Below are 18,766 nucleotides of genomic sequence, written 5' to 3'. Positions count from 1 at the left end.
TCAGGTAGCACTTTACTGATGCGGGTATTACCTTTCTTTATCAGGTGGCAGGGAACAGGGATCAGGGCGCACTCCAGCTAAACCGTAATCCACAGATAATCGCATCTGAAGCCCCTTTAGCGGCGCCGGGTGAGCCTATCCACTGCAGGCTTGGCTGTAAGGTAAAACCGTTATGAAAAGCCAGTGAATAGGTCAGTTCCAGTGCCGTTTCGGCACTGCCGTATTGCGGCATACGTTTATCTGAAGTTCTGGCATGTGCAATAGCCAGGCCCATTTGCTCGTCAGCTATGCTGATTAAATCGCTGTTCATGGTGATACCAACGGAGTAAAACTCATCGAAAAAATTAAACTTGCTGGCGCCGGTGCCGATCCGGCTAAACAGGGTAAAGTTGTTGCTGTGGGAGCCGGGGTTAAAGTTATACTCACCACGCAAGTAAACACCGGTATTCTTGCCATTGGCGGTGCCGGCGTTTTCTAACACCACTGAATCGTCGTTATAGCCCCACCAGCCAGCGATGATTTTACTGTTGTCTGTTTCGTAGTTGTATTCGCCCACCAGCATCAGGTTAATGCGTTTCTCTTCCTGGGAAGCGGTATGATAGTAAAATAAGGGGTCGCCAGGTTCACCATCAGCCATGGCAACCTGCAAAAAATGATTGTCCCAGCGATAGCCAACCCTGCCAGTCAGGCCCGGCTGTGGATAGGTACTGGGTCCGTTAGGGCCGCTAATTCCAAACACCGACCCCATGCCAAAAGCACTATGGACAAACAAATTGGCGCTCTCAAGCACGTCAAAATAGTAGTTAATATCATACACACCCAGCAGCACAGAAACTGACTGGCTCTCAAAGCCTACCGCTAACTGGCCTATATGCAGCCCGGCTTCACTGGCTTCAATGCTACTGATACCTTGTTCATCGCCAACAATATCAGAGATAGACTGGTTGTCTGTGAGCCACAATTCGCCGGTGAGAAAGAGTCCGGAATCGAACTGGTAATGTGCTCCAAGGTTAGCAAAATACAACAGGGCTTCTGACTGCTTACGTCCGCCATGGACGTTAGCAAAGGAATCTACAATGACTTCGGCGTACAGTTCGGGTAAATCAGGCGGTGTATCCATAGCTGGTGTAGTGGTTTAGTCCGTTACAAAAAAATAGCTGAACAAAAATCAGCCCACTAATCATCAGACTAGCGTAAAGAACACCGGTCTGTACAGATACACTTTAGGGTAATTTTTACGGGCCTTTCGCGTTCGCGTCAGGTTTTATTAAAACAGTTTGCTGCCCCAGCCCAGTTTTTTACGCAATACGTTAAAATAACTGTAACCGGCAGGATGGACTAATGATAAACGGTCGTTACTTTTTCTGACCCTTATTTCATCACCAGGCAGGGCCGGTAAAACGATGTGGCTATCGCAACTGACCTGCACACTGTCGGCATTGGCTTTAGACACCCGCATGGAAATCGTGCTGTTGGAGTCCACTACAATCGGACGACTACTTAAGGTATGGGGGAACATGGGCACCAGGGTCAGGGCATCAAGATGCGGCATAAGAATGGGCCCGCCGCCAGAGAGCGAGTAGGCTGTTGAGCCGGTAGGGGTGGCTACAATCAGGCCATCCGAGCGTTGACTAAAGACAAACTGATCGTCGATGAAGACTTCGAACTCGGTCATGTGGGCAACTTTACCGTGGTGTAAAACAACCTCGTTAACGGCCGAGTTATTACTTTTCAGCTGTTCATGGCGGTACACTTCCACTTCCAGCAGAAAGCGCTGTTCAACCATGGTTTCACCGTTATAAATGAGGTCCATTTGCTGGATGACTTCATCCGGGTGAATATCGGTAAGAAAACCTAAGTTACCGCGGTTTACACCAACCACGTGAATGTTGAAGCGGGACAAAACCCGGGCAGCGCCGAGCATATTACCATCACCACCAACTACCACCGCCAGGTCTGCCTGTTTACCAATAGTAACGAGATCGCAAACAGTAAAGTCGTCGCCTTCCATCTCCTGGGCAACGTTTTCTTCAACAAGAATGGTACATTGTTTGGCGCGCAGATAGTCAGCTAACGCGTTGAGGCTTACATGGGCACCTTCGTGGGCCGCTTTACCGATCAATCCAACGGTGTTGTATGGCATGTTTTTAGTCTTCCCCACTTCCTGAGGCGACATTACCATAACCTGATGCGCAAAATAAAGCCGGAGGCGCTAATATCACCTCCGGCTTATCTCAAAGGTGTTTATCTGGCGGTCCAGCCGCCGTCTAAAATCATGGTTTGACCGGTAATATTACGGGCGCTACTACTCATTAAAAAGGCAGCAGTTTCGCCCAGTTCTTCAAGGCTGATAAATTGTTTCTTAGGCATCGGTTCCAGCATGATTTTATTCACTACTTCTTCTTCGGTAATGCCGTTTTCTTTAGCCTGTGAAGCAATTTGTTTTTCTACCAGTGGCGTTTTTACGTAAGCCGGGCAAATCGTGTTAATGGTGATATTAGCGTCGCCGGTTTCCAGTGCGATGGTTTTAGAAAAACCTAATAAACCGTGTTTTGCTGCGACATAGGCCGATTTAAACGGCGAGGCAACCACAGAGTGAATTGAGCCAATGTTGATGATGCGGCCAAAATTCTTTTCACGCATGCCAGGCATAAATGCCTGAGTTAGCAGGGCTGGTCCCACCAACATGATGTTGATTAGCATTTGCCATTTTTCCGGTGGGAAATCTTCAATTTTAGACACGTGCTGAATACCCGCATTATTCACCAGAATATCCACTGGTGTATCTTTTAACTGGCCGGGCAGCGCGGCAACCTGTTCTGCATTGGTGACGTCTATTTCAACCGGTAGCGCTTTAATGTCTTTTCCGGCCAGTTTTTGACAAGCTTCTTTCGCGGCTTCAAGGTTGATATCCGCCACTAAAATAGTATGTCCCTGGGCACCCAGAAACTCAGCAATTCCATAACCGATGCCACTGGCACCGCCGGTAATAAAAATATTGTAAGATGACATAGAAAATAATCCTTAGCGTGTTGCCAGAAATTCAATAAATGCGTTCACCGCTTTAATTTGCGGCCCTTCGCTGGTTGCATAAGTATCTGATGTGTAACCCCACCAATCCCAGCAACCCTGTGGATTCATCGGCATAATTAACGATTTTCGGGTTTGTGGGTAAAGTACCACCAAATGGTTATCGTCGGCCCAACGGTTCAGACCGGCCTGTTCAACATAGGCCATATCAACGGCTTCTGCATACTGATTGCAACCATGGAAACTAATATGTATGCGGCAGGCTTCTCCATTACGGCAGGACTCTGGAATATAAGCATAGCCTTCGTCAGCAAGGGTGCTGGCGTTATCTCCGGCAATCTCCTGTTGATCAATGGTGATTACCTCACCGGTTAATACGTCATCAGGGCTATTTAGTTCACCCAGAAGTGCGGTCAGCAAGGCGCCTGCCGCATCGTATTCACATTTGCCAATATACGGAGAAGCTGCATCAAGACAACTTTTTCCGGCATCCAGCGTAGGAAATACATGGGCAAAAGGTTTGTTGTTAACGTAGGTTAACTGCTCTGCTGGCACCCATTGTTGATACTGTTGATACAATGCATCGCTTACTGCCGAGTTTACCCGCGTGTCGGCGGTACCGTGGAGTAACCACACTTTGTCGTCTTTTAAATTTTCCAGTGGTGGAATTTTACCGGCTTTTGCCCAGGCATTGGCCTGAGCGCTAAGGGCTTTGATATCCAGCGGTGTGGTTACTTTGTCAACGCATTGGCCTAAGGCAACGGCAATATCGTTTTGCGCACAATAATAAGGCCCGGAGGCCAGCATGGCAGCGCCGGAAACCTTGTCACTGTTAGCCAGATGAAACTGTGTGGCCATATAGCCACCGGATGATAATCCGGAAACCGTAATATCCCGGGTATCCAGTTGCAACGGTTCGGCTGCACTGTGATAGCTGAAAACAGCGAGCGCAGCACCAAGCACGGGAGGGAATGCCTTTTTCATTGTATTGTGTCCTTGTTAATGTTGCAAAAATGACCGAATCAGTTCGGCTTTTTGTTGCATGTTAACGACGCCGTCAAAATGCCCCAGATTACCTTCTAATTCTTCATAGCGGCTGTTTTTGCCTTGTTTTAACAATGCATCATGGGCTTTTTGAGCCATGTACGGCATTAACAGTAAATCGTTTTCGGCCGGCAAAAACAGGGTTTTTGCTTTTACCGAACGCATACTTTGTTGCAGTGAGTCGCCATGACCCGCCAGAAAAAGCTGACAGGCCCTAACCAGATAAAGCAAATGGTTAGCATCCATTTTCTGAGCCCGGGTACGGGCGCGTTGGGTTAACCAGTTCACAATACTGTGAGACTCCCGGATGCTGCTGAGTGGCCCCGTTTCCAGCGGATGATAATTCAGCGTTTCACCCTGCTGATTAAAATATAACGGGTGCAAGGCCTGTTGGGTAATTAACATCAGTGAAGCGGCCAGACCATCAACGGGGGGCTGGCTATTGTAGTAGTCACCGTCCTGCCAGTGTTTATCCAGGCGAATGGGAATCGCCCATTGTTCAAGGGCGGCCGTGGTCCAGGCGTCACTGTCTCCGCTGCCGATGACTGAAATCATGCGGGGAACCCAATCCGGATAACTGGCTGCCCATTCCAGTGCCTGCATGGAGCCCATGGATGGCCCGATAACCGCGTGAAGTTTGCTAATGCCCAGGCTTTCTAACACGGCTTTTTGCACATTAACAAAATCCTTGATGGTCACCACCGGAAAGTCAAGACCATAAGGCTTGCCAGTATCAGGGTTTATGCTTGAAGGACCGGTAGTGATCACGCTGGGATCGTTGGCATTCAGATTGGCCAGGCTATCCACACTGATCACAAAATACTGATTGGTATCAATCGCTTTACCGGGGCCAATAATCGCATCCCAGTAGCCGGAGGTAGCATCATCAGGATGATATTTACCCGCCGCATGGGAATTGGCAGAAAAGTAATGGGTGATCAAAATAACATTGTCCCGGGCCTGATTCAGCTTACCGTAGCTTTCCCAACCTACTTGCAACGACTCTATGGTGCGGCCACCGACCGTCGTGTAGGCTGGCATGCTAAAGCGTTGCTTGGTTGTGAGTAATGGCGCTACCTCATTGGCTGCACAAGCAGGTAATACCAGCAGCAATGCCACACATAACGCAACTATCCGTGCCATGGTCACTCCTTAAAAGAAACTGAACAGTGCAATGGCCATTGCCACACCAATGAGCGGCACTACCACCGTAAGCGCTGCCACCGCACCATAAGCGGCTTTATGGGTTTCATGACAAATTGCCCGAATCGTAGTCACAACGTAACCATTATGCGGCAAAGAGTCCAGAGCGCCAGAGGAGATAGCCACAATACGGTGCAACTCTTCCGGTTCAACACCACGGTCGATATAGTGCTGGCCAATCAGCGGTAACACGATAGCCTGTCCGCCGGATGCCGAACCGGTTAACCCAGCGATAACACTAACGGCAACGGCCGCGCCAATCAGTTCGTTTCCGGGCAGGTTCGCCATTACTTCTACCGTAGCCTGAAAAGCCTCAGTATTTTTGGCAATTGAACCAAATCCTACTACCGCAGCAGTATTACCTATGGCGACGAGGGCGCCAGTGGTGCCGCTGTTAACCGCTTTGGACAGGTCGTGGAAGTACTGAAAGTTAATCAGCATCAGGGTTAATACGCCACCGGACAGCGCAACAATCAGCGCCAGTTGTGCCAGTGACTCGTGCAGCCAGAAGCTTAAAACTAATACCACTACCAGAGGCACAACCCCGGTTAACGGGTGAGGTAAATCACGCACGGGCACTTTCGGGTCCGAGGCGCGAGCTTCAAAGGTTTCACCTTTGGCAATGGCTTTGCCAATCATGCGTTTAAGCCACCAGTAGCCAAATGACGCCATAAATATTGCCACTACCAGACTGACTTCCCAACCGGCAAACGGTGAGGTACCCAGGTATTTAATCGGGATCCAGTTCTGGATTTCCGGCGAGCCGGCGGAGGTCATGGTAAAGGTTACCGAACCAAAGGCCATGGTCGCAGGTATAAAGCGCCGTGGCAGGTTGGCATCCTTAAACAGACTAAGCGCCATGGGGTACACCGAGAAGGCCACCACAAACAGGCTGACACCACCGTAGGTTAAAATCGCGCAGGCCAACACCACTGCGACAACGGCATGTTTAAAGCCGAGTTTGCCTACAATCCAGCGGGCAACGGAGTCTGCTGCACCGGTATCTTCCATGAATTTGCCAAAAATCGCCCCGAGTAAAAACATAAAAAACCAGGCGGAGATAAAACCTGCGAAGCCACTCATATAAGTGGTGACGAAATTTGCGTCGCCGGTGAACAGGGGAAGGCCGCTTGTTAAGGCAACAAGCAACGCACACAGCGGCGCGGCAATGAATAAATTCATACCGCGGATAGTGAGTACGATAAGCAGTCCTAGTCCACCAACCAGTCCGAGTAAACTAAACATAATGTTACTTTCCTTTGATTGAAATCTGTGACCGCAGACTCTTCAGGAATGGAGCAAAGTGTGACCCGCAAACGTAAATCTGCCCATAGTACGATGGTACTAGTTACGAAATTGTTAAAAAACTCTACAGTTATTTCGACCGCGTTCTTCAGAAAGATTTTGTTGACTTACTAAAACAAGGGACACCCTATGAAACACACATCCGGTTATACAATGAATTTTACCCGTACACTTTGTGCTACTGCTGTTACATTGGCTTGCTTAGGCTCAAACGCAGCTGTGGCGCAAGATTCTGAAGGCGCGCCTGAAAAAGGCAAACTGGAAAAAATTGAAGTGACCGCCCGTCGGACTGTTGAGAGTTTACAGGAAGTACCGGTAGCCATTACGTCGCTTGGTGAAGCAGAATTACTGGAGAAGGGAATAGAAAATTTAACAGAAATTCAACAGTTTTCGCCTAATACCACGCTTCAGGTTAGTCGTGGCACAAACTCAACATTAACCGCGTTTATTCGTGGCGTAGGCCAACAGGATCCGGTATGGGGATTTGAGCCAGGGGTTGGTATTTACATCGATGATGTCTATATTGCACGGCCTCAGGGTGCGGTACTTGACCTTTACGATGTTGAGCGCATTGAGGTCCTGCGCGGACCACAAGGTACGCTCTATGGCAAAAATACAATTGGTGGTGCGGTTAAATACATCACTAAAAAAATGAGTGGTGATGCTGAATTCGCCGTCAAAGCTACTGTGGGAACTGCATCACAACGTGACCTTAAATTAAGCGGTCAAATTCCGCTGACCGACAAACTGTATCTTGGACTTGCCGTGGCTTCATTACAACGGGATGGCTTTGGTAAGTTTTTAAGCGTGCCTGAAGGGCAGGATGACGAAAACTATAACAAGGATATTCTGGCCGGTCGCCTGACTCTTGAATATCAGGCTAGCGAAGATTTGTTTTTACGGTTTAACTACGACAAAACTACCGACGACTCTAACGCAAAAGGCGGTTACCGCCTGGTAGACAGTATTATTCCGGGCGCGAATGCTCCATCTCCGGATAGCGTATATGACTCTTACAGCAGCTTACCAACCTGGAACAAAGTTGAGCTTGAAGGTATGAGCCTGACGGTTGACTGGAACCTGAACGATAGCTGGTCACTAAAATCCATTACCGCCAAACGTAAAGGTGATTCGCCAACCAATATCGACTTTGACAGCACACCAATTCCAATCTTTGATACACCGGCCGAATACAACGATAAACAGTTCAGTCAGGAAGTGCAGCTTAACTTCGTTGGCGAGGACCTGACCTTTGTCTCTGGTGTGTATTATTACGACGCCGAGGCCTGCGGTATCTACGATGCCTATTTAGTCGCATTTGGTATTTCAATTGAGCAAAGCGGTTGTACCGATACCGAGAGTTATGCCGCCTATGGCCAGGTGAGTTACGATTTTACCGATAAATGGTCACTGACTGCCGGATTACGTTATACCAACGACAAAAAAGACGGGGTGGTTAATGCCGCAACGCGAATTGGCCCGGCATATCCCTATTCTGGTTGGGTGGATGGTTATGTACGCCCGGATGATGTAGGTAATACGGTGATAGATGACAGTGAATCCTGGTCAAGGGTGACGCCTCGTTTAGGGGTAGAATACCAGTATTCAGACGATACCATGTTCTATGCCAGTTTCTCGCAGGGCTTTAAGTCGGGCATGTATAACCCGCGGGCAACATTTTACCAGGAGCCTGCCGCACCAGAAGAGGTTAACTCTTATGAGCTGGGGGTAAAAACAGACCTGTCGGATAATTTCAGATTAAATGCCACGGCGTTCTGGCTCGACTACACCGATCGTCAGTATGTGGTAAACGTGCCTTCTGACGACCTTGCACAGCCCACTCAGCGTATTGCTAACGTAGGTGAATCTGATGCATCGGGACTTGAAGTGGAAATCACTTACGTAGTAACGGATGCCTTAACATTGTCAGGCTCGCTGGGGACTATCGATGCAAGCTTTACCGAAGTGCGCTCGGTTGATGCTGCCGGCAATCCAATCGACTTGTCTGATAACTTTGTTATCTCGAATACGCCTGAATACACCATGAACTTTGCCGCCAACTATGTGCTGACCACCGGCATAGGCGATGTTATCTTTAATGCCAATTACTACTACCGTGACGATTATGAACTGTTTGAATCACCTGATCCGCTGTTAGCCCAAGAGGGGTATGGATTGGTGAACGCCAGCGTAACCTGGTACAGCGAAGACGGCGACTGGCAGGTTGGTTTACATGCTAAAAACCTGACCGACGAAGAGTATCGCGTTGGTGGCTATAACTTTACCGGCGGCCGTGATGACGATGGTAACTTATTGCCAGGCCTGGGCGGTGATACCACGCTGGTGGGTTACTATGGCGATCCGCGCACCGTACACTTATCGGTAAGCTATCGGTTCTAAACTGAAGGCGGCGTACGCCGCCTCAGGCAGGCTGTTGACAAACTACTGTACTCTATTCGCTCGTGACGTTTGTAAACAGCCTGCAGAGTGTTAACGCAAAGAAACGAGACTGAATCATCGCACTGAGGCGGCGTTTGTCGCCTTTTTCAACTTGATGTCACTATCGTTTTAAGTAACTATTTGAACAAAATATTAACGAATAAGCCGATTATGGACGCCAGAGCTTTAATTGCCGATGATCATCCGCTATTTCGCGCCGCCATGCGCCAGGCGTTGGTTGATATTGTGGGTGACAGCATTACTGAGGTTGCCTCATTTTCAGAAGCGTATGAAGCCATTGAGGCTGACGAGTCGCTAGAGTTGGTATTTTTAGATTTAAACATGCCGGGTAACGAAGGGCTGACCGGGTTAAGCACTTTACGCACGCAATTTCCTGGTGTGCTGGTGGTTATTGTCTCGGCAGAGGAAGACCCGGTGTTAATCCGCAAAGCCATTGATTTAGGCGCGAGTGGGTACATTCCAAAATCCACCCCGCTGGTGGAAATTGCCCAAGCCGTTAATCGCGTTCTCGATGGTGAGCAGTGGCTGCCGGATAACATTAACGATGCAATCGAAAGACTTGAAAACAAGCAGGAAAAGGCCTTTGCTGACCGCCTTGCTCAGCTCACTCCCCATCAGTTTAAAGTGCTGAAAATGATGGCAGATGGTTTGCTCAATAAACAGATCGCCTACGAGCTGGAGATATCTGAATCTACGGTAAAGCAGCACGCTTCGGCGGTATTGCGCAAACTCGAAGTCATAAACCGCACTCAGGCAGGTGTGCTGTTTAAACAAATGATGAATATGGAAGAGTAATACCAATCCGCCTGGATAGGTGCTCACTCAGCGCGAGATTTCATGTCGACTGACAAAGAAGTCATTTGCCGGTTTGATGACGCCAAATCAAAAGTGACTGATGCCGCTCATCTAGAAGGATTGGTATAAATCACCAGCCGCAATCAAACGCACGGCCAGTGACAAGTCAGAGCACGTATTACTGATTATCCAGCACCAGTACGCCGGCACCGGTGTTAGAGATTGGCGCATGGTAATGCTTGTGTAGTACTGCTGCATCATCCTTTAAGGCGCCACGCATAACCAACCACATGATGGTTTCGATACCCTCACTGCCAGCCCGGCGAATGATCTCAGCATTGGAGAACTGCGTCATCCACTCAGGATCGGTAGCGATTTTATCCATGCATTCTAAATCGAATTCCACGTCAATAATGCCGGCACGCTCACCTTGCAGCTGATGCGACATACCACCGGTACCTAAAATTACCACCCGCGTATCCTCCGGATAGGACTCCAGGGCTTTACCCAATGCTTTACCCAGTTTAAGGCAGCGTGCGGCAGAGGGCACCGGATGCTGAACGGTGTTAACAGCCAGTGGAATGGCTTTTACCGGCCAATCAACGTGATCGCCAAACAGCGCACGGATGGGGTTAACAAAACCATGATCCACTTTCATTTCCTGACAAGTACAAATGTCGAATTCCTGGTCAATTAAGGATTGCGCGATATGCCACGACAGTTTTGCATCGCCGGTAAACGGTGCCGTAGGTTTTAATCCCCAACCTTCATCGGCGTTTTCGTAGATGTCGGCACAACCTAAGGCAAAGGTTGGCATCTTATCCAAAAAGAAATTTAAGCCGTGATCGTTGTATACCACAATCACCAGATCCGGTTTGGCTTCTTTTAACCAGGCTTTAGCCGGTTCATAACCATCAAAAAAGCGCTTCCAGTAGGGCTCCTGGGTTAACCCCTGGGAGATGGCATTGCCTACGGCGGGAATATGTGAGCTGGTGATACCACCAATAATTTTAGCCATTCCAGTAATCTCCTCGTTTTGCCAGGATGTCGCTTAAACCGTTGCCTTTATCAAGCAAACGCTGTTGAAATTCTTCGGTGGTGATGCCCTGAAATGCCGCCCCGGCGTCCTGCACGGAAACACCACGAGGGATACACATTTTGGCCAGAAAATAGATATTGGCCCCCAATCGCAACAGCCCCAGAAAATCCTGTGCCAGCACTGCTTCTTTGTAAGCGCCGGTCACGCCCATTTTGTCGCAGTATGCCGCCGGGTCTGCGTCGAACTCAGCACGGCAGGCTTCATCGTTGAAGGTGTATAACAATTTATTGATTGCATAGGCCGGATGCGCCCGTTGCCCGTCGAACACATAGGTGCCGGGAATGTCATCGTAGTCCTGCTTAGACCAGTTCATGGTGAGCCCCTTTATTGTTGAATAATTGTATTTTATGTAGATATTTTTGCTTTATAAGGGTTAAATTAGTTATTTAATGGTTAATTTTTTAGATTGTAATAAAAATGTCGGGAAATTTAGAGTTTGTCGATCTGTATGGTGAGAAGGGCAGTTTTCTGCATCAGACCTTTTTATACTGCGAACCGCTCACCCAGCGAAGTGCCCGGCATGAATGGAAGATTCATCCCCATCGGCATAAACAGATCACCCAGATATTTCTGCTAACCGAGGGCGGAGTAGACGTGCAGTTAGACGGTGAACATCATCGTATTGATGCGCCTGCTTTACTGTATATTCCGGATGGCGTGATGCACGGTTTTGACTGGCAGGCAAATTCACAGGGAACGGTATTATCGGTGGCAACGCCCATGCTCAGACAGGTTGAACAAAACATAGGAGAGAGTGCAAAACCGCTGACCGAAGCCTTTGTGCTAGCCGTTCACATGGCCTTTAGTAAGCCATTACTCACCATTTGTCAGGCTATCCAGCAGGAGGCCAGCGCATCGTCGCCCCATCAAAGCAGTATGCTGCAGGCGCTGTTACAACAGCTGTTGATTGTGATGCATCGTATGCAACCGGCACGCAACGAGGAAGGGGGCTTTAGTAAACCAGAGCGCAAGCTCAGGCAGTTTCAGCAGTTGATTCGCCAGCACTTCGCGCAGCAGCACAAGGTAAGCTGGTATGCAGGCCAAATTGGCGTGAGTCAGGCGCATCTGAATCAGATTTGTCAGCAATATTACCAGTCGAACGCGCTGGCGCTGGTGCATCAGACGTTACTAAGTGAGGCCAAGCGGTATCTGATATTCAGTGATATCGCAGTGGCCGAGATTGCCGAACGGCTGGGTTTCAGCGAGCCCGGCTATTTTAATAAATTCTTTAAGCGGCATACGGGGCTGAGCCCCGCAGCATACCGGCGGGAAAGCCAGTCTTAAGGCGTTAGAGATCCAGAATTAAACGCGGGCTTTTGGCGCGTGAACAACACACCGCTACCTGGTCCATCTGCGCTTTTTCCTTATCGGTTAAGAACACATCTTTGTGATCCGCCTCACCACCGAGTAAGCGAGTGACACAGGTACCACAAACCCCTTCTTCGCAGGACACTGGCACAAAAAGTCCGTTGTCCTCGAGCGCTTCAAGCATCGACTCATCTTTCCTCACCGGAATAATTTGCCCCGTGCTGGCAATTTCTACCTCAAAACTGCCGTCGTTGGTGTGATCGATAGGTTCAGCACTGAAGAACTCCCGGTGCAGACGTTCCGCCGGGATCCCCTGTTGCGCAGCCATTGTGAGCACATCATTGATAAAGCCATTGGGCCCGCACACATAGACATCACTATTAGGCTTAGCCGCGCGCAGTACGTCAGCGATATTTAACCGCACTTGCTTAGTTGCTTTGTCATGCAGGTGAACTTCTGGCCGGGCCATAATCTCCGGCGGCAGCAGGTTATCGCCTGAGTTGCTGAAGGCATAGTGCAGGGTAAAAGGACGCTCGCTGGCCACGCAGGTTTCTATCATCGGCAAAAACGGTGTGATACCAATGCCCGCAGCCAGAAATACGCAGGGGGCATTGCCGCTCGCGAGCGGAAAGTGATTGCGCGGCTCACTAATGGTGAGCTCGCTGCCGGTTGTCAGCGCCTCGTGGATATACTTAGAGCCACCTTTACCGGCAGGTTCAAGCTGCACGGCAATTGAATAAGTTGCGGCATCAAGCTCGCCGAACAACGAATACTGGCGAATCATATTGCCTGGTAAGAACAGGTCGATATGCGCGCCAGCCTGCCAGCGCGGCAGGGCCTCGCCAGTGGTGGATGCCAGGGTGAGTTTCACGGTTCTCGGTGTGAGTTGCTCTTTACTGGTTACCTTAACCTGCAACATATCAGGCTGCTCCGTTTGCTGTAGAGGGTTGTTCTTTTTTCATGGTGCGCTCAATCATCCGCCTTGCTTGCACGCCGCCGGCGTCAATATCCAGTTTGAGCAACTGACGGTCCGGGAAACGGTTAAGGTTTTGTTGCTGGCGTTCCAGAATTTCCAGATCTTCAGCAAAGATCTTGCCCTGACCTTCCTGAATGGATGCGGTTAATGCGTTATCGTCGGCTTTAAAATTACGCGCCATACCCCAGAAATACCACATGGTGCCATCGGTTTCCGGCGTGATGAAATCCACCACGATACTGCTGGCTTTCTGATCGGCCGGTGCGTGATAACCGCCTTTACCTGCCATAGCAACACCTACTTCAATCATCACATGACTGGGTAAATCAAAGCGGCATATCTGCCAGCGATCAACCGGTTGATCGGTAGGCAGGTCGTTGGCACTCAGGCCATTTTGCCAGAACGGCGGGGGTAATATGTTTTCCATAAAGCGACTGGTGACCACCTGACCGTTTTCCATGGTGGTTTTTACCGGCGTTTCATCAATTTCTTTCTGACCAATAGAGCTGGCGTGTACATAGGTTTCATGGGTCAGGTCCATCAGGTTGTCGATCATCAGACGATAATCGCACTTGATGTAATAAATACCGCCACCATAGGCCCATTTTGGATCCAATGCCCATTCCAGTACCGGAATTAAACTGTCGTCTGCGGCATCTTTGTCGCCCGGCCAGATCCAGATAAAACCATAGCGCTCAACCACCGGAACCGGTTTGATACAAGGGAAGTTTTCCACCCGCTGACTGGGCATACTGCGGGTTTTGCCATCGGCGCCCATTTGCAGACCGTGATAGCCGCATACCAGATTGTCACCTTCTACATAGCCCAGTGATAACGGGGCACCACGGTGTGGACAAAAATCCTCAACCGCCTGAATCTGTTGTTTGCTGTCACGGTAGAAAGCAATTTGAATATTGCAGATCGTCCTGCCCAGAGGTTGGCTGGTATTGATTTCATCACTGGTAGCGGCAACATACCATGCATTGCGGATAAAATGACTCATAGGTGAGGATCCTCATAGTGGCTAAACCTTTAAATTGGATCCAATGTTAACAATGTTAATATTATGTTTCTAGTGTTTTTGTTGTTTTTGGATCCAATTTTTTGCTTTTGCGCCGTGAAATTACGCCTGAATGGGAAGTAATAGATATTTTGGGATCCATTTTGTGAGAAGATACCACCGGATGAAGTGCTTGTTTACACATAGATTACATCGCAGAATACGGCTATGCAGAGCGGCAGATAGCCTGAATAGTACGTTGCGGGACCAGGGTTAATGAAAAAAGACAAACATGCTGTATTAAGTATTTTGCGCGATAAAATTCTATCCGGCGCGCTTAAACAAGGTGACCGGCTGGCTGAAATCCCAACCGCCGAAATGCTGGGTGTGTCGCGTACACCAGTGCGAATTGCCTTTCGCGCGCTGGAGCAGGAAGGGCTGCTGACTCAGTTACCCCGTCGTGGTTATCAGGTGCGGCAGATTACCGGTGATGAGATTGCTGGCTCCGTTGAGGTTCGCGGTGTACTGGAGGGCCTGGCAGTACGGCAAATTGTCGAGAAAGGCCTGGCTGACTCTCTGATTGAACCCCTGAAGCAGTGTTTAACAGCGGGGGATGCGTTATTTGTTGAGCGCACATTTAATGAAGAGAAAATTCAGGCCTATGTAGAGATAAACCGGCAGTTTCATGATTGTCTGGTAAAAGGGAGTCAGAATAATGCCATCGCCATGGCATTGCAGATAAATGAACATCTGCCCATGGCATCCGTTAATGCGCTGGTATTCAACCCGGAACAAACTGACCGCGAATACGAACGCCTGTATTATGCACACCAACAACATCATGCCATTGTGCAGGCGTTGATAGCCGGGCAGGGTGCTCGCGCCGAAGCGCTGATGAAAGAGCATGCCCAGGCCGCGCTTAACAGCTACGAGCAACTTTCAACCAGCGGGCCATCCAAAACTATTCGTTCTGAATAGTCGGGGTTAAAGTGACACTAACTTATGCTGCTTAAGTAAGCGCTTAAGTGCTGCCGGTTTCAGTGGCTTGGGCAAATACAGCAAGCCCGCTGTGCGGGCTTCGTCACGAACGCCATCGTGGCGATTGGCCGTATTCAGCACGCCTGGAATAGCCTGTTGCCAGTGCGTTCGCAGTGCCTCTACCACCTGTATGCCTGTCTCACCATAGTCAAGGTGGTAATCAACCATTAGCAAGTCGGGCATGGACTGGTGTGCCAGTGCTTCAGCGCAGGATTTAGCCACTGTGACACTGGCGCCCCAATCGCTTAATAGTGTCACCATAGCCGCACTGATTTGCTCATCGTTTTCAATCACCAGCACCTGCTTGCCATCCAGTAACCGCTGGGGATCGGTGCGTTTATCACCAGTTAGTTCTGTCAACCGCTGCAAGGTTTCAAATGACCGTTCTACGCTTATGGTGAAGGTAGTACCTTTGCCCGGCTGCGAAGCAACACTGACCGGGTGAACCAGTAACTGGCTGATGCGTTCTACAATGGTCAGGCCTAATCCGAGCCCCTGATTATGCTGCTGGTCGAGCTGATGAAACTCGTTGAATATTTCCTGTAACTGATGCTCTGGAATGCCGGGCCCCGTGTCTATAACGGCAATCTCGACTTTCTGATTCTGGCGATGCCTGACGCCAATGAGTACCGCGCCATGGTGGGTGTAACGTACAGCGTTGGATAATAAATTCTGAATTATCCGCCTCAGTAGTTTAGGATCCGAATAAACATTCACACTGGTTGGACAGTAGCGTAATTTCAGTGCCTTTTGTTCGCCTATAATTTTAAATTCGTTAACCAGTCCGGACAAAACATCATCCAGCGCAAAGTGAGTTTTCTGCACCGTTAATCGACCGGATTCCAGTCGCGTCATATCCAGCAGGGAAGTGAGTAATGACTCGGCGCTATTCAACGAATGCAGTAGACCCTCACTCATAGTTTGTAATTCTGAACCGGTGGTTTTTTGCACCAGCATAGAGGCAAATAAGGTGGCGGCGTTGAACGGCTGCATCAAATCATGACCGGCCGCAGCCAGAAACTTGGTTTTACTTAAGTTAGCCTGATCGGCCTCTTGCTTGGCCAGTTCTAACTGTTTAGTGCGGTGGGCAACCCGGGCTTCCAGTTCGGTTTTTGCCTGTTCAAGTTCGTCCTGAATCCGAATGTACTCGGTAATATCACTGTAAGTAGTAACATAGCCGCCGCCAGGCAGGGGACTGCCATTGAGTTCTATTACCCGACCATCGGCCTGCTTACGTACATACTTATACTGACTGCCCGCCGCCATAAAATGAACCCGTTTATTGATTTCTTCCTGCATATTCCCGACTTCGCCAAGCAATCCCCGGTGAGCGTTATACTGAAGGATATCTTTAATAGGTTTACCCACTTTCAGGATACCGGCCGGGTAGCTGAACATCTCAATATAGCGGTCATTCCAGGCCAGCATGTCGAGGTTCTGATCCAGCACTACAATACCTTGCTGAATGTGCTGCACGGACGACATCAGTACTTCGTGATTAAACTGAAAACTCTGCGAGGCTTCTTCCACCCAGTGGACTAAATGCGAAAATCCCCGGCCTTTTGAGTCGGCAATGGCAGTGAGTAACAAACGGGCGCTGGGATGACCAATCTGACCCGCCATGAGTTTTTCCACGCGGGTAAGTAAACCCTGACTGGCATAGCCCTGGCGGCTGTTAGCCGATTCTGTTGTGGTGAGCTGTTTAGCCAGCCTGATGTGCGCCGCGGGTTCGAGCACCCGCTCGGTTAGCGAGAGCAGGTCGTTGACCGGAATCGCCAGTTCCGGCTCATCCTGAGGCGTGGAGGCAAGGTCGGATACGTCCGGCGAAGCTGAATTGCGAGGAGAAAGTAAAGCTGCAACCAGGACATAAACGCCGCAATTGATTAGCAGACTTAAAACGTAACTGGTTGCCAGCTCGGCATCGGTGGGAATGGGATTAAAGTAATAGCTGGATAATAAGCTGGGGTAGAGCATCCAGGTTACCCAGCCGATAAATCCGGCTAACATACCGCTGATAGCCGCTGCTTTACTGCTTTTTTGCCAGTAGAGGCTGAACATCATAGTGGGCAGCATTTGCGAAAGCAGTGCCATGGCGATAATCCCGCTTTTTACCAGCGGGGCACTCTGGCTCACATTAATGTGGTACCAAAAAGCCACCGATAGCACTACTAGTACCGTAAGGCGCCGGATGTTCAGCAACTGGCTGGCTTCCATAGTATGACGAGTGCGCTTCTTGAGTTTAAATTTAAACCACAGCGGCGTAATCAGGTTATTTGCAATCATGATCCCCAGCGCCAGGGTCGCAACGATAATCATGCTGGTGGTGGCCGATAAGCCGCCTAAAAAGGCAATAACCGAAACCGTGAGATTTTCTTCGTGCAGTGGAATAGCCAGTACCAACGAGTCTGAGCGGGCCGTTGCGGGATCGAGCAATACACTGCCCGCCAGTGCGATAGGCAGTAAAAACAGTGTCATACCTAATAAATACAGAGGAAATAGCCAGCGTGCGGTGGCCAGTTCGCCAGTGCCGTTGTTTTCGACAAAGTTCATATGGAACTGACGGGGCAGCACGAACATGGCGCAAATGCCCAGCAGAATATGACTGATATACACGCTCCAGCTTTTATCGGCATAAAGAATATCCCGGCCAGAGGGTTGCTGAGCCGCCTGAGCGACTAAATCAAATACCCCGTCAAACAACCCGTAACAAACATAAATCCCAACCACACATAAGCCTAATAGTTTGATCACTGATTCAGTGGCAATAGTGACCAGTAAACCGGGATGTTTTTCGGTAAGACTTAAGGTTTGGGTACCAAACAATATGGCAAATAATGCCATCAGTGCGGCTACGTACAGGCCAACCGTTCCCGAGCCGCTGTCGGCATCGGCCGTGAGCAGATTAATACTTTCGGTGATGGCGTCCAGTTGCAGGGCAATGTAAGGCACTACCCCGACAAAGCACAGTAACGTGATTAACGCAGCCAGACTATGGGAGCGGCCGTAGCGTAAACTGATAAAATCTGCCAGTGAGCTGACACTGTTTTGCTGGCAAATACGGGTTATTTTAATGAGGACCGGGAAAGCGAACAGCATCACTAAGGCAATACCAACATAGGTAGGAAATACCGGCCAGCCATAATGCGTAGTTTGTGTAGTGGTACCAAAAAATGCCCAGGACGTGCAGTGAACACCCAATCCAAGACTGTATAAAAATGGATGCTGTTGGTGTTTATCTATTTTTTTATCGCCCCAAAACGCCAGGGCAAACAAGCCTGCCAGATAAAGCAGAACGATGGCGCTGACGCTCCAGATACTAAGCATGATGAAAGATTCCTTTACTAGGCGCGATTAAATTAGCACAAAATCCGTTCATGTTGATAATTTGTAAACAACTTTTCTGCTTATCTCAACCGTATTCCTACCGCGCGAGACCGTGCTTCAGAGATAAAAATCACAACAAACCATAAAAAAATTGTGGATACCCTTGAAGGCCGCTAAACCACCC

The 18,766-nt window shown here is 49.3% G+C and carries 15 protein-coding genes; 4 read left to right on the top strand and 11 right to left on the bottom strand.

What is annotated here, in order from left to right; genetic code table 11:
- Nucleotides 1-61 precede the first annotated feature (61 nt).
- From BFC17_RS10575 to BFC17_RS10550, 6 genes are all read right to left on the bottom strand, one after another.
- Complete coding sequence (locus BFC17_RS10575; RefSeq protein WP_070176447.1) at nt 62-1,120, bottom strand: carbohydrate porin; 1,059 nt, start codon at nt 1,118-1,120, stop codon at nt 62-64.
- Nucleotides 1,121-1,267: 147 nt separating this feature from the next.
- Entirely contained in the window at nt 1,268-2,143 is an 876-nt protein-coding gene (gene nadK, locus BFC17_RS10570) for an NAD(+) kinase (RefSeq protein ID WP_070176540.1), read from the bottom strand.
- A gap of 101 nt (nt 2,144-2,244) precedes the next feature.
- Entirely contained in the window at nt 2,245-3,012 is a 768-nt protein-coding gene (locus BFC17_RS10565; RefSeq protein ID WP_070176446.1) for a 3-hydroxybutyrate dehydrogenase, read from the bottom strand.
- Nucleotides 3,013-3,024: 12 nt separating this feature from the next.
- Nucleotides 3,025-4,014, bottom strand: a complete 990-nt coding sequence (locus tag BFC17_RS10560; protein ID WP_070176445.1) for an extracellular catalytic domain type 2 short-chain-length polyhydroxyalkanoate depolymerase — start codon at nt 4,012-4,014, stop codon at nt 3,025-3,027.
- A gap of 15 nt (nt 4,015-4,029) precedes the next feature.
- Nucleotides 4,030-5,217 (bottom strand): E22 family MetX-like putative esterase, encoded by a 1,188-nt coding sequence (locus BFC17_RS10555; RefSeq protein ID WP_070176444.1) that lies wholly within the window; start codon nt 5,215-5,217, stop codon nt 4,030-4,032.
- A gap of 9 nt (nt 5,218-5,226) precedes the next feature.
- Nucleotides 5,227-6,522, bottom strand: a complete 1,296-nt coding sequence (locus tag BFC17_RS10550) for a GntP family permease (RefSeq protein WP_070176443.1) — start codon at nt 6,520-6,522, stop codon at nt 5,227-5,229.
- 189 nt (nt 6,523-6,711) lie between these two features.
- Between BFC17_RS10550 and BFC17_RS10545 the strand changes: the two genes are divergently transcribed.
- Both BFC17_RS10545 and BFC17_RS10540 read left to right on the top strand, forming a co-directional pair.
- Nucleotides 6,712-8,982, top strand: coding sequence for a TonB-dependent receptor (locus BFC17_RS10545; RefSeq protein WP_139142054.1), 2,271 nt, complete (start codon nt 6,712-6,714; stop codon nt 8,980-8,982).
- Nucleotides 8,983-9,192: 210 nt separating this feature from the next.
- Nucleotides 9,193-9,837, top strand: coding sequence for a response regulator transcription factor (locus tag BFC17_RS10540; RefSeq protein ID WP_070176442.1), 645 nt, complete (start codon nt 9,193-9,195; stop codon nt 9,835-9,837).
- Between the two features lie 178 nt (nt 9,838-10,015).
- Here BFC17_RS10540 and BFC17_RS10535 read toward each other — a convergent pair whose 3' ends face one another.
- Nucleotides 10,016-10,855: a class III extradiol dioxygenase family protein gene (locus tag BFC17_RS10535; RefSeq protein WP_070176441.1), complete on the bottom strand. Its 840-nt coding sequence runs from the start codon at nt 10,853-10,855 to the stop codon at nt 10,016-10,018.
- Nucleotides 10,848-11,249, bottom strand: coding sequence for a protocatechuate 3,4-dioxygenase (locus tag BFC17_RS10530; RefSeq protein WP_070176440.1), 402 nt, complete (start codon nt 11,247-11,249; stop codon nt 10,848-10,850). The genes BFC17_RS10535 and BFC17_RS10530 overlap by 8 nt, the downstream gene beginning before the upstream one ends.
- A gap of 104 nt (nt 11,250-11,353) precedes the next feature.
- Between BFC17_RS10530 and BFC17_RS10525 the strand changes: the two genes are divergently transcribed.
- Nucleotides 11,354-12,220 carry a helix-turn-helix domain-containing protein gene (locus tag BFC17_RS10525; RefSeq protein WP_070176439.1) on the top strand — a complete coding sequence of 289 codons (867 nt, stop codon included), beginning with the start codon at nt 11,354-11,356 and terminating at the stop codon, nt 12,218-12,220.
- A 4-nt stretch (nt 12,221-12,224) separates the two neighbouring features.
- On the opposite strand, the gene BFC17_RS10520 is transcribed toward BFC17_RS10525, so the two are convergent.
- Together BFC17_RS10520 and BFC17_RS10515 are read right to left on the bottom strand one after the other, a co-directional pair.
- A complete protein-coding gene (locus tag BFC17_RS10520; protein WP_070176438.1) occupies nt 12,225-13,163 on the bottom strand; it encodes a PDR/VanB family oxidoreductase in 939 nt (312 codons plus the stop codon).
- Between the two features lies 1 nt (nt 13,164).
- Nucleotides 13,165-14,223 (bottom strand): aromatic ring-hydroxylating dioxygenase subunit alpha, encoded by a 1,059-nt coding sequence (locus tag BFC17_RS10515; RefSeq protein WP_070176437.1) that lies wholly within the window; start codon nt 14,221-14,223, stop codon nt 13,165-13,167.
- A 273-nt stretch (nt 14,224-14,496) separates the two neighbouring features.
- Here BFC17_RS10515 and BFC17_RS10510 point away from each other — a divergent pair, with 273 nt between their 5' ends.
- On the top strand, nt 14,497-15,198 hold the full coding sequence (locus BFC17_RS10510; protein WP_070176436.1) for a GntR family transcriptional regulator: 702 nt from the start codon (nt 14,497-14,499) through the stop codon (nt 15,196-15,198).
- A 6-nt stretch (nt 15,199-15,204) separates the two neighbouring features.
- Here BFC17_RS10510 and BFC17_RS10505 read toward each other — a convergent pair whose 3' ends face one another.
- The gene (locus BFC17_RS10505; protein ID WP_070176435.1) at nt 15,205-18,582 is read right to left on the bottom strand and encodes a PAS domain-containing hybrid sensor histidine kinase/response regulator; all 3,378 of its coding nucleotides are present in this window, start codon (nt 18,580-18,582) and stop codon (nt 15,205-15,207) included.
- Nucleotides 18,583-18,766: the final 184 nt, after the last annotated feature.

The sequence above is a fragment of the Marisediminitalea lipolytica genome, from assembly GCF_001758465.1.
Lineage (GTDB): Bacteria > Pseudomonadota > Gammaproteobacteria > Enterobacterales > Alteromonadaceae > Alteromonas > Alteromonas lipolytica.
This window is presented reverse-complemented; position numbering and strand designations above follow the sequence as displayed.

What these genes read in the sequence shown, in the direction of transcription:
- BFC17_RS10525 (WP_070176439.1), top strand. Translation starts at nt 11,354, where the DNA reads ATGTCGGGAAATTTAGAGTTTGTCGATCTGTATGGTGAGAAGGGCAGT.
- BFC17_RS10510 (WP_070176436.1), top strand. Translation starts at nt 14,497, where the DNA reads ATGAAAAAAGACAAACATGCTGTATTAAGTATTTTGCGCGATAAAATT.
- BFC17_RS10530 (WP_070176440.1), bottom strand. Translation starts at nt 11,249, where the DNA reads ATGAACTGGTCTAAGCAGGACTACGATGACATTCCCGGCACCTATGTG.
- BFC17_RS10565 (WP_070176446.1), bottom strand. Translation starts at nt 3,012, where the DNA reads ATGTCATCTTACAATATTTTTATTACCGGCGGTGCCAGTGGCATCGGT.
- BFC17_RS10560 (WP_070176445.1), bottom strand. Translation starts at nt 4,014, where the DNA reads ATGAAAAAGGCATTCCCTCCCGTGCTTGGTGCTGCGCTCGCTGTTTTC.
- BFC17_RS10540 (WP_070176442.1), top strand. Translation starts at nt 9,193, where the DNA reads ATGGACGCCAGAGCTTTAATTGCCGATGATCATCCGCTATTTCGCGCC.
- nadK (WP_070176540.1), bottom strand. Translation starts at nt 2,143, where the DNA reads ATGCCATACAACACCGTTGGATTGATCGGTAAAGCGGCCCACGAAGGT.
- BFC17_RS10550 (WP_070176443.1), bottom strand. Translation starts at nt 6,522, where the DNA reads ATGTTTAGTTTACTCGGACTGGTTGGTGGACTAGGACTGCTTATCGTA.
- BFC17_RS10520 (WP_070176438.1), bottom strand. Translation starts at nt 13,163, where the DNA reads ATGTTGCAGGTTAAGGTAACCAGTAAAGAGCAACTCACACCGAGAACC.
- BFC17_RS10535 (WP_070176441.1), bottom strand. Translation starts at nt 10,855, where the DNA reads ATGGCTAAAATTATTGGTGGTATCACCAGCTCACATATTCCCGCCGTA.
- BFC17_RS10575 (WP_070176447.1), bottom strand. Translation starts at nt 1,120, where the DNA reads ATGGATACACCGCCTGATTTACCCGAACTGTACGCCGAAGTCATTGTA.
- BFC17_RS10545 (WP_139142054.1), top strand. Translation starts at nt 6,712, where the DNA reads ATGAAACACACATCCGGTTATACAATGAATTTTACCCGTACACTTTGT.
- BFC17_RS10505 (WP_070176435.1), bottom strand. Translation starts at nt 18,582, where the DNA reads ATGCTTAGTATCTGGAGCGTCAGCGCCATCGTTCTGCTTTATCTGGCA.
- BFC17_RS10555 (WP_070176444.1), bottom strand. Translation starts at nt 5,217, where the DNA reads ATGGCACGGATAGTTGCGTTATGTGTGGCATTGCTGCTGGTATTACCT.
- BFC17_RS10515 (WP_070176437.1), bottom strand. Translation starts at nt 14,223, where the DNA reads ATGAGTCATTTTATCCGCAATGCATGGTATGTTGCCGCTACCAGTGAT.